The organism is Mesorhizobium oxytropidicola (assembly GCF_056174625.1).
The window spans coordinates 1,229,270-1,242,473 of sequence record NZ_CM149692.1; the positions used below are offsets into that span (position 1 = coordinate 1,229,270).

General features: G+C 64.9%; 12 protein-coding genes and 2 pseudogenes. 12 read left to right on the forward strand and 2 right to left on the reverse strand.

The window, feature by feature from the left end; all coding sequences use genetic code 11:
• Positions 1-88 precede the first annotated feature (88 nt).
• From AC0V8S_RS06040 to AC0V8S_RS06075, 8 genes and pseudogenes are all read left to right on the forward strand, one after another.
• Positions 89-946, forward strand: coding sequence for a CoA transferase subunit A (locus AC0V8S_RS06040; protein WP_475437146.1), 858 nt, complete (start codon positions 89-91; stop codon positions 944-946).
• Complete coding sequence (locus tag AC0V8S_RS06045; protein ID WP_475437147.1) at positions 943-1,737, forward strand: CoA-transferase subunit beta; 795 nt, start codon at positions 943-945, stop codon at positions 1,735-1,737. Before AC0V8S_RS06040 ends, AC0V8S_RS06045 begins: the two co-directional genes overlap by 4 nt.
• 1 nt (position 1,738) lies before the next feature.
• Positions 1,739-2,944, forward strand: coding sequence for a 3-oxoadipyl-CoA thiolase (gene pcaF / locus AC0V8S_RS06050; RefSeq protein WP_475437148.1), 1,206 nt, complete (start codon positions 1,739-1,741; stop codon positions 2,942-2,944).
• 147 nt (positions 2,945-3,091) lie between these two features.
• Entirely contained in the window at positions 3,092-4,123 is a 1,032-nt protein-coding gene (locus AC0V8S_RS06055; RefSeq protein ID WP_475437149.1) for a BMP family protein, read from the forward strand.
• A gap of 194 nt (positions 4,124-4,317) precedes the next feature.
• Positions 4,318-4,742 (forward strand): annotated as a pseudogene (locus tag AC0V8S_RS06060) (ATP-binding cassette domain-containing protein); the annotation flags it as partial.
• Between the two features lie 261 nt (positions 4,743-5,003).
• Complete coding sequence (locus AC0V8S_RS06065; RefSeq protein WP_475438581.1) at positions 5,004-5,807, forward strand: ATP-binding cassette domain-containing protein; 804 nt, start codon at positions 5,004-5,006, stop codon at positions 5,805-5,807.
• On the forward strand, positions 5,807-6,862 hold the full coding sequence (locus tag AC0V8S_RS06070) for an ABC transporter permease (RefSeq protein WP_475437150.1): 1,056 nt from the start codon (positions 5,807-5,809) through the stop codon (positions 6,860-6,862). Before AC0V8S_RS06065 ends, AC0V8S_RS06070 begins: the two co-directional genes overlap by 1 nt.
• Positions 6,859-7,803, forward strand: coding sequence for an ABC transporter permease (locus AC0V8S_RS06075; protein ID WP_183464253.1), 945 nt, complete (start codon positions 6,859-6,861; stop codon positions 7,801-7,803). The genes AC0V8S_RS06070 and AC0V8S_RS06075 overlap by 4 nt, the downstream gene beginning before the upstream one ends.
• Positions 7,804-8,017: 214 nt before the next feature.
• On the opposite strand, the pseudogene AC0V8S_RS06080 reads toward AC0V8S_RS06075, so the two are convergent.
• A pseudogene (locus tag AC0V8S_RS06080) lies at positions 8,018-8,784 on the reverse strand (SDR family NAD(P)-dependent oxidoreductase).
• 286 nt (positions 8,785-9,070) lie between these two features.
• Here AC0V8S_RS06080 and AC0V8S_RS06085 point away from each other — a divergent pair.
• Together AC0V8S_RS06085 and AC0V8S_RS06090 are read left to right on the forward strand one after the other, a co-directional pair.
• Positions 9,071-9,226 carry a hypothetical protein gene (locus AC0V8S_RS06085; protein WP_010912229.1) on the forward strand — a complete coding sequence of 52 codons (156 nt, stop codon included), beginning with the start codon at positions 9,071-9,073 and terminating at the stop codon, positions 9,224-9,226.
• A gap of 138 nt (positions 9,227-9,364) precedes the next feature.
• On the forward strand, positions 9,365-10,306 hold the full coding sequence (locus AC0V8S_RS06090; protein ID WP_183464251.1) for an LLM class flavin-dependent oxidoreductase: 942 nt from the start codon (positions 9,365-9,367) through the stop codon (positions 10,304-10,306).
• A 21-nt stretch (positions 10,307-10,327) separates the two neighbouring features.
• Here the strand turns inward: AC0V8S_RS06090 and AC0V8S_RS06095 are convergent, their stop codons facing one another.
• Positions 10,328-10,999, reverse strand: a complete 672-nt coding sequence (locus AC0V8S_RS06095; RefSeq protein WP_183464250.1) for a cysteine hydrolase family protein — start codon at positions 10,997-10,999, stop codon at positions 10,328-10,330.
• A gap of 355 nt (positions 11,000-11,354) precedes the next feature.
• Between AC0V8S_RS06095 and AC0V8S_RS06100 the strand changes: the two genes are divergently transcribed.
• Positions 11,355-12,146 carry an ATP-binding cassette domain-containing protein gene (locus tag AC0V8S_RS06100; protein ID WP_183464249.1) on the forward strand — a complete coding sequence of 264 codons (792 nt, stop codon included), beginning with the start codon at positions 11,355-11,357 and terminating at the stop codon, positions 12,144-12,146.
• A gap of 57 nt (positions 12,147-12,203) precedes the next feature.
• Entirely contained in the window at positions 12,204-13,199 is a 996-nt protein-coding gene (gene exbB / locus AC0V8S_RS06105) for a tonB-system energizer ExbB (protein WP_183464248.1), read from the forward strand.
• Positions 13,200-13,204 lie beyond the last annotated feature (5 nt).

A 13,204-nucleotide genomic window follows, 5' to 3' on the forward strand; every position in this document is an offset into this window, starting at 1 on the left:
TTGACTCCGCGTCCTCACTCAGCGTAGAAAGTTTCGCATACAATACATAAGTTCGCAATACGAACTTTTTGAATCCGGAGCCCGATCGATGGTCAAGTTCCTGCCGCTCAAACAGGCCGTGGCCGAGAATTTGAACGATGGCGACTCCGTCGCCTTCGAAGGCTTCACCCATCTGATCCCGACAGCCGCCGCGCATGAGGCGATCCGCCAGGGCTTCCGCGACCTGACCCTGATCCGCATGACGCCGGACCTGATCTACGACCAGATGATCGGCATGGGCATGGCGAAGAAGATTCTCTTCTCCTATGTCGGCAATCCCGGCGTCGGCCTGCTGCGGCGCGCGCGCGATGCCATCGAGAACGGTTTCCCCCGGACGATCGAGGTCGAGGAGCATAGCCACGCCGGCATGGCCAATGCCTATGAGGCGGGTGCGGCCGGCCTGCCCTGCGCGGTGTTCCGCGGCTATCGTGGTGCCGGCCTGGCCACGGTCAATCCGAACATCAAGTCTGTCACCTGTCCGTTCACTGGTGAGGAGCTGGCAGCCGTGCCTTCGATCCGGCCCGATGTCACCTTCATCCATGCGCAGAAGGCCGACAAAAAAGGCAATGTGCTGGTCGAAGGCATTATCGGCATCCAGAAGGAAGCTGTACTGGCGGCCAAGCGCGCCGTGGTGACGGTGGAGGAAGTGGTCGACAATTTCGACGATCTGCACCCCAATCTGACCGTGCTGCCGCGTTGGACGATCGCGGCGATTTCGGTGGTGCCTGGCGGTTCGCATCCGTCCTACGCGCACGGCTATTATGCCCGCGACAACGCCGCCTATCTCGAATGGGACGAGATCGCTGCCGACCGCGGGAAATTCCAGGCCTGGATGCAGGCAAACGTCATCGAGAAGAACGCCGGTGACTTCGCGGCCCGAGTCGACCATCTGAGGAAAGCGGCATGAGCGAGTTCGGCTTCACCCCCAACGAGATGATGACGATCGCCGCCAGCCGTGCGCTGCGGAATGACGATGTCTGCTTCGTCGGCATCGGCGCGCCGTCCGCCGCCTGCAATGTGGCGCGGCTGACGCATGCGCCTGATATCACGCTGATCTACGAGAGCGGCACGATCGGCACAGCACCTGACGTGCTGCCGCTGTCGATCGGCGATGGCGAGTTGTGCGAGACCGCCGTCACCACCGTCGCCGTGCCGGAAATGTTCCGCTACTGGCTGCAGGGCGGCCGCATCTCGATCGGTTTCCTCGGCGCCGCACAGCTCGATAAGTTCGGCAACATCAACACCACGGTCATCGGCGACTATGTCCACCCGAAGACCAGGCTGCCCGGCGGTGGCGGCGCGCCGGAGATCGCGACCTCGTCGAAGGAGATCTACATCACCATGGCGCAGACCAAGCGCGGCATGGTCGAGAAGATCGACTTCTTCACCTCCTTCGGCCATGGCGAGGGCGGCGATCATCGCCAGCGGCTGGGTATCGATACCGCCGGCCCGACGCTGCTGATCACCGATCTCGCCATCTGGAAGCCGGATCCGGTGACGAAGGAATTCACCGTTGTGTCGCTGCATCCCGGCGTCACCCGCCAGCAGGTGCAGGAGAGCTGTGGCTGGGTGGTTAAGTTCGCCGAGGCGCTTGACGAAACGCCGGCGCCAAGCGAACTCGAACTCAATACATTGCGCGACCTGCAGGCCCGCACCAAGGCGGCGCATGAGGGAACCGGAAAAGCAAAGGCTGCATGACATGGCCGAGGCCTATATTTGCGACTATATCCGCACGCCGATCGGCCGCTTCGGCGGCTCGCTGTCCTCGGTGCGCGCGGACGATCTTGGCGCCATCCCGCTGAAGGCGCTGGTCGAGCGCAATGCCGGCATCGACTGGCAGGCGGTGGACGACGTCGTCTATGGCTGCGCCAACCAGGCCGGCGAGGACAACCGCAACGTCGCGCGCATGGCGCTGCTGCTGGCCGGGCTGCCGAAGGAAATCCCGGGCTCGACCGTCAACCGCCTGTGCGGATCGGGCATGGATGCGCTGACCATCGCCGCCCGCGCCATCAAGGCCGGCGAGGCGGAGTTGATGATTGCCGGCGGCGTCGAATCGATGAGCCGGGCGCCCTTCGTCATGCCCAAGGCCGATACGGCGTTTTCGCGCAATGCCGAAATCTACGACACCACCATCGGCTGGCGCTTCGTCAACCCGCTGATGAAGAAGCAGTATGGCGTCGATTCGATGCCCGAGACCGGCGAGAACGTGGCAGAAGAATTCGCCGTCACCCGCGCGGCCCAGGACGCCTTTGCCGCGCGCAGCCAGGACAAGGCCGTTGCCGCCCAGGCCAATGGTCGGCTGGCGAAAGAGATTACGGCGGTGACCATCCCGCAGCGCAAGGGCGATCCGGTCATTGTCAGCAAAGATGAACATCCGCGCGCGGGAACCACGGTGGAGGCGCTGGCCAAGCTGCCGACGCCGTTCCGCCCGGGCGGAACGGTGACAGCCGGCAATGCCTCCGGCGTCAATGATGGCGCGGCGGCGCTGATCGTTGCTTCGGAAGCGGCGGTGAAGACATACGGCCTGACGCCGATCGCCCGCATCCTTGGCGGCGCTGCCGCCGGCGTGGCGCCGCGCATCATGGGCATCGGTCCGGCGCCGGCGACGCAGAAACTGTGCGCGCGGCTTGGCCTGACGCCGAAGCAGTTCGATGTCATCGAGCTCAACGAAGCCTTTGCCTCGCAAGGCATCGCCGTGCTGCGCCAGCTCGGCATCGCCGAGGATGCCGAGCACGTCAACCCGAATGGCGGCGCCATCGCGCTCGGCCATCCCCTGGGCATGTCGGGCGCCCGCATCTCCGGCACGGCGGCGCTGGAGTTGCGCGAGCGCGGCGGCCGCTATGCGCTTGCCACCATGTGCATCGGCGTCGGCCAAGGCATTGCCATCGCGCTCGAACGGGCCTGAGCCATCGCTCTCCTGACTGGGCCAGGAGAGCGGACACGATCGCAAATTTGACCATGTGGACAAAAGTCCACACCCGTTCCATAGTTCCTCGTCTGACATTTCTAGGAACAGCCGGCTCGACACGGCTGTCGAACAGAGGGGAATGCAATGGAAAACCGGAAGAACAAATTCCAGATAAAACGCGAAGGGATTTCGCGTCGCAATGTGCTGGAGCTGGGCGCGCTTGGCCTGGCAGCCGCGATGCTGCCGGGCGCCGCCTTCGCCAAGGACAAGAAGCTGAAAGTGGCGGCGATCTTCGCCACGCCGATCGAGGAGCCATGGGACAACCAGATCCATGTCGCCCTGCAGAAGGCGCAGAAGGAACTCGGCATCGAATACAAATGGTCGGAAAAGGTGCAGACCGCCGACTTCAGCCGCGTCATGCGCGAATATGCGCAAGGCGGCTACCAGCTGGTGCTGGGCGATGCCTTCGCCGCCGAACGCGAGTCGCGCCGCACGGCAAAACAGTTCCCGAAGACCGCCTTCCTGTTCGGTTCCGGCGCCGGCCCGGCTGAACCCAATTTCGGCGTCTTCGACAACTGGATCCACGAGCCGGCCTATCTCTCCGGCATGATCGCCGGCAAGATGTCGAAATCGGGCACGGTTGGCGCCGTGGCGGCGATGGGCATTCCGGAAGTGAACCGGCTGGTCAACGCCTTCTTTGCCGGCGCCAAGGAGGTCAATCCGAACGTCAAGAAGAAGGTCGCCTTTATCGGCTCCTTCTTCGATCCGCCCAAGGCCAAGGAAGCGGCGGTGGCGCAGATCGATGCCGGCGTCGACGTCATCTATGCTGAGCGCTTCGGCGTCATAGAGGCGGCGGTCGAGAAGAAGATCCTCGCCATCTCCAACATGTCCGACCAGTCGAGCCTCGGACCCGATACGGTCATCACCGGCCCGGTCTGGGATATGTATCCGACGGTCGAGCAAGCGATCAAACTGGTCAAGGCCGGCGTCTACACGGCGCAGGACTATGGCGACTTCTCGCGCATGGCCAAGGGCGGTTCGTATCTCGCCCCCTACCACAAATTCGACAAGACACTGCCGGCCGAGGTCAAGGATCTGGTCGAGAAGAAGAAGGCCGAGATTCTGGAAGGCAATTTCCGGGTGGATGTCGACGAGAACACGCCGGTTTCGGATTAGGGCGGATATCCCTCCCCCTTGAGGGGAGGGTGGCCCGCAGGGCCGGGTGGGGTCCGCCGCGCCGCGCTCCATCTTGTTAAGTCATAGGTTGAGGCAGCCGAGGTGACCCCTCCCGCCTCGCTTCGCTCGGCACCCTCCCCTCGAGGGGGAGGGGCATCTCCGCAGGAGTCCCCTTGCCCGCCCCACTCATCGAAATGCGCGGCATCACCAAGAGCTTCGGCGCCGTCAAGGCGAACGAGGCTGTCGACCTCAGCGTTGCGCCGGGTGAGATCCTCGGCCTGCTGGGCGAGAACGGCGCCGGCAAGACGACGCTGATGAATGTGCTGTTCGGCGCTTATGCGCCGGATGCCGGCGAATTCTTATCCAGGGCAAGAAGGTGCGGATCACAAGTTCGGCCGATGCGCTGGCCGCCGGCATCGGCATGGTGCACCAGCATTTTCATTTGGCGCCAAGGCTCACCGTACTGGAGAACCTGCTGATCGGTATTCCCGGCAAGAGCGGCCGTATCGACCGCGCCGGCGGGCTGGCGCGGCTGGCAGAAATCGGCCGCCAACATGGCCTCACACTTGATCCAGACTTGCCGGTTTCGGCACTGTCGGTCGGCGAGCAGCAGCGGCTCGAAATCGTCAAGGCGCTGTTTCGCGGCGCGAAGCTCCTGATCCTCGACGAACCGACCGCGGTGCTGGCGCCGAGCGAAGTCGACGGGCTGTTTTCGGCGCTGCGGTCGATGGCCGCGCAGGGCCTTGGCATCATCTTCATCTCCCACAAGCTCAATGAAGTGCGGGCGCTGACGCATCGCTGCACGGTGCTGCGGCTTGGCCGTGTCGCCGGCCGCGTCGATGATCCCGCCAACACGACATCGGCCGCCATGGCGCGACTGATGTGCGGCCACGAGATCGTGCCGCCGGCGCGGGGGCCATCGACGCCTGGCGAAGCTGTGCTGACGCTCGACGGCATTTCCACCTCGCACCACTCGGGCACGGCGCTGCGCGACGTGTCGCTAGCCGTCCGCGCCGGTGAAATCCTCGGCATCGCCGGTGTGTCGGGCAATGGCCAGCGGGCACTGGCGGAGGTGATCTCCGGCGTGCGCGCACCCGATGCCGGCCGGATGACGATTGCCGGCCGGAAGGTCACGCGGTTCTCGCCGCGCGAGGTGCAGGCGCTCGGCCTCGGCCGCATCCCGGAAGACCGCATGACCACCGGCTTGGTGACCAATCTGCCGCTCGCCGATTCCATGGTGCTGCCGCGCATCGGCACGGAGGCGTTCAGCAGCAAGGGCCTGCTCAAGCCTGACGCGATCCGCGCCTTCGCCGAAGAACAGATCAAGGCCTATGATATCAGATGTCCCGGGCCGATGACGCGGGCCGGAGCGCTATCGGGCGGCAATCTGCAGAAGGCGCTGCTGGCGCGCGAGCTCGCCTTCGATCCGAAGGTTCTGATCGTCTCGCAGCCGACGCGCGGCCTCGACATCGGTGCAGCGCGCTTCATCCACGAAAAGTTCCTCGACATGCGCGCCAAGGGCTGCGGCATCATCGTCATCGGCGAGGATCTGGAAGAATTGCTGGTGCTCTGCGACCGCATCGCCGTGATGTATGAGGGCCGCATCGTCGGCACGCTCGACAGCGCCGATGCCACGATCGCGCGGCTCGGGCTGCTGATGACCGGGGCGGAGGGCCGTAGCTGATGTTTCGCCTGGAAGTCCGGACGTCAACGCCCGCCTGGTTCAACCTGGCGCTGCCGCTGCTGGCGATCGCGGCGACGCTCATCCTGTGCAGCGGCCTGATCGCGCTGGCCGGCGCCGGTGTGCTCGAATCCTACGGCGTGATGTTCACGGCTTCGCTCGGCGACAGTTACGCCATCACCGAAACGCTGGTGCGCGCCGCACCGATGATCTTCACCGGGCTGGCTGTGGCCGTCGCCTTCCGCGCCAAATTCTGGAACATCGGCGCCGAGGGCCAATTGCTGGCCGGTGCGGTGGCGAGCTGCTTTGTCGGCGCCATCCCGATGCCGGGAGCGCTCGCGATGTTGTTGATGGCAATCGCCGGCGCCGCTGCCGGGGCCGTGGTCGCCCTGGTGCCGGCGACACTGCGCGTCAAATTCAAGGTCGACGATGTCGTCAGCTCGCTGCTGCTCAACTCGGTCATCTACTATGCGCTGATGGCGCTGATCGAGGGGCCGTGGAAGGACAGTTTCAGCGGCTATCCGATCTCGCCGCCGATCGAGGATTCGGCCAATTTCCCGGTGCTGATCGAAGGCACGCGGCTGCATCTCGGCGTCATCGTGGCGCTGATCGCCGCACCGTTGATCTGGTTCCTGATCGCGCGCACGACGCTCGGTTTCCGGATCAGGGTCACCGGCGAGAATCCGGAAGCCGCGCGCTATGGCGGCATCCATGTCGAGCGGGTGCTGCTCTCGACCGCGCTGCTGTCCGGCGCGCTGGCGGGGCTCGCCGGCGTCGGCGAGGTCGGCGGCGTGCATTTCCAGGTGATGAGCGACATTTCGCCTGGCTATGGCTATTCCGGCATCGTTGTTGCCATGCTGGCGCGGCTCAATCCGCTTGGTGTCGTGCCGGCGGCTATCTTCCTGGCCGCCGTGATGACAGGGGCCGAAGCAATGTCGCGCGCGACCGGCGTGCCGGCCTTCCTCAGCGATGTCATCCAGGGCACCGCACTGCTTGCCATGCTGGTGGCGCTGCTGTTCACCGCCTATCGCATTCGCCGCGTCGGGGCTGCCCGATGAGCGCGGTGTTCGAACAGATCTTTCAGGTCGGCTTTTTGGCCGCCATCATCCGCATTGCCACGCCGCTGGCCTTTGCCACGCTCGGCGAAATGTTTTCCGAGCGCGCCGGCGTGCTCAATCTCGGCATCGAAGGCATCATGCTGCTCTGCGCCATGACCGGCTTCACCGCCACCAGCCTCAGCGGCAGCTTGTGGCTCGGCGTGCTGGCGGCAGTGCTGACCGGCATGCTGATGGGCGCACTGCATGCGCTGTTCACGGTGGCGCTGGGCTTGAGCCAACATGTCTGCGGCATCGGCGTGACGCTGTTCTCGTCGGGCCTTGCCTATTTCCTCTACCGTCTGATCTTCGGTCAGCAATCGGTGCCGCCGAGCATCAAGGGGTTTCAGACGCTGCCGATACCCGTCCTCTCCGACATTCCGGTGCTTGGGCCGGCGGTGTTCAACCAGTTTGCACTGGTCTACATAGCGATCATCGCCATACCGCTCGCCGCCTTCGTGCTTTACCGCACGCCCTGGGGCCTGTCGGTGCGCATGGTCGGCGAGAACCCGCGCGCGGCAGACTCCGCCGGCGTCAGCGTCATTGCCACACGCTTCCAGGCCGTCATCCTCGGCGGTGCGCTGATGGGGCTGGCCGGAGCCTTCCTGTCGATGGCGCAGTTCAACGCCTTCACCTTCGGTGTCGTCTCCGGGCGCGGCTGGGTGGCGATCGCGCTGGTGGTGTTCGGCCGCTGGGACCCGTGGCGCTCTGCGGGTGCGGCGCTGCTGTTCGCCTTCGTCGATGCCTTGCAGCTGCGCATGCAGGCGAGCGGGCTCGGGCACATCCCCTACGAAGCGTTCCTGATGCTGCCGTTCATCTTCACCATTGTTGCGATGGCGGTCATGTCGCGCAACGCGGTCGCGCCCTCGGCGCTGTTGAAGCCGTTTCGAAGGGAAGAGCGGTAGTCGAGTAGGACTTGACGGCCTTTCCTCTCCCTCCGGAGGGGGGAGAGGTGGCGCTGCAAAGCAGCGACGGAGTGGGGGAACCACTGGGCAACCAAGGCGCAAGAGTCTTCCTGCACTGCGCCAAGGGTCGACCCCCACTCCGTCGAGCTGCGCTCGACACCTCTCCCCCGATCGACGGGGGAGAGGAAGGGCGCCAAGCTGTCCTTGGTACGCCTCACATCGCCGTAAAGCCATTATCCACGAACAGATGCGCGCCGTTGACGAAGCTCGACTCATCGTTCGCCAAATACAGCGCGGCCTTCGCTACCTCCTGCGGCTCGCCGATCCGCCCCTGCTGCGCTGCGAGTGCCGCATCGGAAACATCGACGCCGAGCTTGCCGAGATCGGCGACCTCGCGCAGGCCGTGCGGCGTCCTGATAAAGCCAGGGCAGACGGCGTTGCAGCGGATGTTGCGGTCGCGGAATTCGACGGCGATGGCGCGGGCGAACATGTGGCAGGCGCCCTTGGTGGTGTCGTAGAGCACCTCCATTGGTGTGGCCGCCACCGCCGAGATCGACGAGGTGCAGACGATCGAGCCGCCGCCGGCCGCGATCATGCCGGGCAGTACGGCGCGCGTCATCAGGAACATCGAGCGGACATTGACGGCGTGCAGCCAATCCCATTCCTGCACCGTCGTCTCCAGGAACGGCTTTATCACGATGGTACCGGCATGGTTGAACAGCACCGTGACCGGTCCGAGTTCTCCGTCGCGCCTTTCACTGCCGCTTCGACCTGCGCTTCTTCGGATACGTCGGCGACGAAATGCTCGGCTATGTGTCCCCGCGCACGTATCGCCGCCGCGGTGGCGGCGGCCGCATCGCCATTGCGGTCGATGATCGCGACCTTGGCGCCTTCGGCCGCGAAGAGTTCAGAAGCCGCGCCGCCCATTCCCGTTGCGCCGCCCGAAATGATGGCGACCTTGCCGGCCAGTCTATCGCCCATGCTTTTTACTCCCCTGTCGACCCATTTCGCGTTTGGACGATGCTACCGCGCCCGCATCAGGCGGCCAATGGACGAATTGGGTGCAGCGGAAACAAGGGCATAGGTCCATTCGACGTGCCTGGGGGCAAATGCCAATGGCCCGCCGATCGATCGCACGACAGGCGATCCCAGCAATTCACAACCAACTTAGCCCGAAAAGTGAGAAAATTATTCTGCCTATCGCTCAAAAATAGCAATCGACAAAGTCTACAAGTTTTATAGATTAACCAGCGAGACGGAGGTCGATATGTCCTATATCCAGAACGCTCAGACTGACAGCAGCGGCCAGAGGCTTGCCAATGCCCAGACCTTTCGCCCGGCCTATGCCGGAGCGTTCGCCTATCTCGTCTTTGCCCTCGCGTTTGTGTTCACCGGGGCCGTCGTTCTGGGCCTCATTCCCTAAGGCGCAAGATCGACAGGGGTTAGTTGCCCCGCTGTATCAAGGCAATCGGAGTTGAATGAACCGGATCCCGGTGCGTTTGCGCGCGGCCGTGGTTCGAATTTCACCGCATCCATGATTCCAGCGATGGAGGAGATGACAATGCCGATCGAATTCACGCATGTCCCCGGCAAGACCGCCGATGCCGCCGTTCCCTTCTTCTACGACTTTGCCGAGACGGCGATCAAGCTCGGGCTGATCGAGGACGGCGGCTTCCAGAAGATCGTCGTCGACGATCCGGCCGGTCTGCTGACCAATATGGATCTTGGCGCCCAGGTGCTCAATCGCACCGCGTCGCTGGAAGTCGTGCTGACCCATTGGGCCGGGGTGATCGAACCGACGGTGGCGGCGCGCCAGCTGGCATCGATAGATCGAAAAAGCGGCGGACGGCTGGCGCTTCGCATGATCAGCGAACCGTTGAACGATGACGACGCCGAGACACGGCCGGTCGGGCACACGGTCGTCTGGCAGCGCATCGATGAGTATCTGGTTCTGCTCAAGCGGCTGTGGTCGAACGACCGGCCTTTCGATCACGAAGGCGCGTTCTACAGCATCAAGGGCGGCTATGTGCCGCGCAAGGGTCCGCACGGCGCCGACCTGACCATCCGCATGGGCGGGCAATCGGGAACGGCGCTGAAAGTGGCCGGCCGGCATGCCGATGTCTTCGAACTGGCGCCGGGCTCGATCGACGAGGTCCGGCAGTTGATGGAGCGGGTGCGCGGTGCCGCCGCCGAACATGGCCGGGCCGGCAAATTGCGCTTCGCGCTTCCGGTGCGGATTCACCGGGGCGCTTCGGCCGCCGGCCACAAGGCGGTCGACCTGTCGGGGCCGCCGGCTCAGGTGGCGCTGTCGCTGCTTGCCTATGCCGGGCTCGGGATCGACGAATTCATGATCGTCGGCGTCGACACGCCGCGCGAGATCGCGACGGTCGGCCGCGAAACGATCGCCCTGCTGCGCAATTCGCTGGCGCGCCGCGAACATGATGCCTTCCAGCCGGGGGCCTATGCGCCTCGCGCCGGGCTGGGGACGCGGGCAACCGGCTGAAGCCCGTCGATCTCCTGTGGTCTAACGCCTGTCGCCAAGCCGCGACAGGCCGTCGATGACGGCGGTTGAATCAGCCAACACGCCGAAGACACCGTCCTCGACCGTCACCATGTGCAGCGCCGCCTCGTGGGCTCGTCTGTCGCCGCTGGCGCAAGCGTCCGAGATTGTCAGGCACTGAAAATTGCGGTCGCAGGCCTCGCGCAGCGTGGTGTGGACGCAGACGTCTGTCGTGCAGCCGGAAAACATCAGATGCGTGATGCCTTGGGCGCGCAGCACAAGCTCGAAATCCGTATAGGTGAAGGCGCTGTTGCAGGTTTTGTCGACGATGATGTCGTCAGGCGCGACATCGATCTCCGGGACGATCTGGAATCCCGCGCCTGAGCGCAGCAGGATGTCGGTGCCGTCGAGACCGGAGCGCTTGCGGCGCCATTTCTCGTAGGGCGTCATGTCGGCCATGTCGGCGCGATAACCCTGCCTGGTGTGGATGATCCTGACGCCGGCTTTGCGCGCGGCTGATATCAGACGGTTCACGGTGGGCAGGATCGCCCGCAGCGGCGAGGGATCGTAACCCTTTCGGGCGAAATAGCCTGATGTCGACAGGAAATCCTGCTGCAGGTCGATGACGACGAGCGCCGTGTTTTCGGCCACCAGTCTGCCGTCATACGGGAAGTCGAAGGGCGTTGCCTTGATCATTGGTGGCTCCCTGTTCCCGGGTCACGCTAACTCTTTGTTTAGGCGCAATTCCGGACGGAAAACGTTTCACACTTTTCCTGGAATTGCTCTAGCGATTCCGCATCAAGACGACGAGCCGCAGACGTGGTGGTTCGGCCGGCGCCTGGTGCCGCGGCGCGGTTCGCTGTGTGATCGACGATTCCCTCGGCGCTACGGCTATGGTGCGATCGGTGCCATCAGGCTTTGAATGCGCGTCAACAATTTGTTGAGTGTTGTAGTCATCTTCAATGTTGACTAGTAAGGTCATGTTTCATAGTCAAACCGGCACCTGCCTGCCGCAGCCTGAACCGGAAATGCGGCCGCACCGGAGAAAACCATGACCGTGGCTGGAGCCGAGACTGCCTTTCAAATCGACGCGGTGCGGTTTGCCGTCGGCGAGCGGACGCTGCTCGGTCCGGTTTCGCTCGAACTGCAGCGTTCGCGCGTCTATGGGCTTATCGGCCACAACGGTTCGGGCAAGTCGACGCTGATCAAGCTCTTGGCCCGGCAGCAGCCGGCAAGTTCGGGCGCCATCACCTTCGCCAGGCGGCCGCTGCCGCAATGGGGCGCCCGTGAGCTCGCCCGGGCGCTCGCCTATCTGCCGCAGACGACGCCGGCGGCAACGGGCCTCACGGTGCGCGAACTCGCGACGCTCGGGCGCTATCCCTGGCATGGCGCGCTTGGCCGCTTCAGCGCGGAAGACAGGCGGCATGTCGAGGAGGCGCTGGTGCTGACCGACATGGAAGGCTTCGCCGACCGTCTGGTCGATGAACTGTCCGGCGGCGAGCGGCAGCGCGCCTGGCTTGCCATGCTGGTGGCGCAGAATGCCGGCGTCATGCTGCTCGACGAGCCGATCTCGGCGCTCGACATCGCCCATCAGGTCGAGGTGCTGGGGCTGGTCAAGGAGCTCAGCCGCAAACGCGACCTGTGCGTCGTCGTCGTGCTGCACGATCCCAACATGGCGGCGCGCTATTGCGACGAGCTGATCGCGCTCAAGGACGGCAAGCTGCTGACCCGCGGCACACCAGGCGAAATCATGCGGGGCGACGTGCTCAAAGGCATTTTCGGCGTGGAGATGGGCGTGTTCGCGCATCCCCTCACCGGCCAGCCCGTCGGCTACGTGCAGTGACGAGATTTGATGCGGTGGCGGAAGCGGCTGGCCGCTGTCAGAACAAGGAAGAAGCTGTTGTCTAGAACTCGTTTGTTGGCGGCGTTGGTCGCATCGGTGATCTTGGCATGCGGCAACGCCTTGGCCCAGGAGCAACCGGCTGGCGCCGCCCCGGCGGCACCCGCCGCGCCCGCGCCGATGGCACCTGGTGCTCCACCCGCACCAGCGCCTGTCGTATCGGCACCCTCTACACCAGCGCCCACCACACCGGCTGCAGCACCAGCCACGATGGCACCGGCGCAGCCAGCCGGCCAGCCGGTCACGGCGGCGCCGGCCGGAGCCGCACCAGCGGGGGCGATGGAACTGAACCTGCCGCACGATTTGTCGCCATGGGGCATGTTCATGGCCGCCGACATCATCGTGAAGGCGGTGATGATCGGACTGGCCTTCGCCTCGCTCGTCACCTGGACGATATGGCTGGCCAAATCACTGGAGATTTTCGGCGGCAAGCTGCGTATCAGCCGTGCCGTCCGCGCGATCGGCGATGCCGCGACGCTGAAACAGGCGAGCCGCGCGCTCGACCGCAGCGGCGGCCCGGGCGCGCTTCTGGTGCGGGCGGCCGAGGAAGAGACTGCGCTCTCGGCCGGTGCGCTCGACCATGTCGGCGGCGACGGGCTGAAGGAAAGGGTCTCTTCGCGCCTGTCGCGCATCGAGGCGGCGGCGTCGCGGCGCATGTCGCGCGGCACCGGCGTGCTGGCGACGATCGGCTCCACAGCACCCTTCGTCGGCCTGTTCGGCACGGTCTGGGGCATCATGAACGCCTTCATCGGCATTTCGCAGGCGCAGACCACCAATCTCGCCGTCGTCGCGCCGGGCATCGCCGAAGCGCTGCTCGCCACCGCCATGGGCCTCGTCGCGGCAATTCCGGCGGTGGTTATCTACAACGTCTTTGCCCGCTCGATAGCCGGCTACCGGCAGATCCTCGCCGATGCCTCGGCGGGCGTCGAGAGGCTGGTCAGCCGTGACCTGGATTTCCGCACGGTCGCGCCGGCGACGGCGCTGGCGGCGGAGTAGCGTCG

Coding starts and splice junctions, on each gene's coding strand:
- AC0V8S_RS06040 (WP_475437146.1), top strand. CDS start 89: ATGGTCAAGTTCCTGCCGCTCAAACAGGCCGTGGCCGAGAATTTGAAC.
- AC0V8S_RS06045 (WP_475437147.1), top strand. CDS start 943: ATGAGCGAGTTCGGCTTCACCCCCAACGAGATGATGACGATCGCCGCC.
- pcaF (WP_475437148.1), top strand. CDS start 1,739: ATGGCCGAGGCCTATATTTGCGACTATATCCGCACGCCGATCGGCCGC.
- AC0V8S_RS06055 (WP_475437149.1), top strand. CDS start 3,092: ATGGAAAACCGGAAGAACAAATTCCAGATAAAACGCGAAGGGATTTCG.
- AC0V8S_RS06065 (WP_475438581.1), top strand. CDS start 5,004: ATGTGCGGCCACGAGATCGTGCCGCCGGCGCGGGGGCCATCGACGCCT.
- AC0V8S_RS06070 (WP_475437150.1), top strand. CDS start 5,807: ATGTTTCGCCTGGAAGTCCGGACGTCAACGCCCGCCTGGTTCAACCTG.
- AC0V8S_RS06075 (WP_183464253.1), top strand. CDS start 6,859: ATGAGCGCGGTGTTCGAACAGATCTTTCAGGTCGGCTTTTTGGCCGCC.
- AC0V8S_RS06085 (WP_010912229.1), top strand. CDS start 9,071: ATGTCCTATATCCAGAACGCTCAGACTGACAGCAGCGGCCAGAGGCTT.
- AC0V8S_RS06090 (WP_183464251.1), top strand. CDS start 9,365: ATGCCGATCGAATTCACGCATGTCCCCGGCAAGACCGCCGATGCCGCC.
- AC0V8S_RS06095 (WP_183464250.1), bottom strand. CDS start 10,999: ATGATCAAGGCAACGCCCTTCGACTTCCCGTATGACGGCAGACTGGTG.
- AC0V8S_RS06100 (WP_183464249.1), top strand. CDS start 11,355: ATGACCGTGGCTGGAGCCGAGACTGCCTTTCAAATCGACGCGGTGCGG.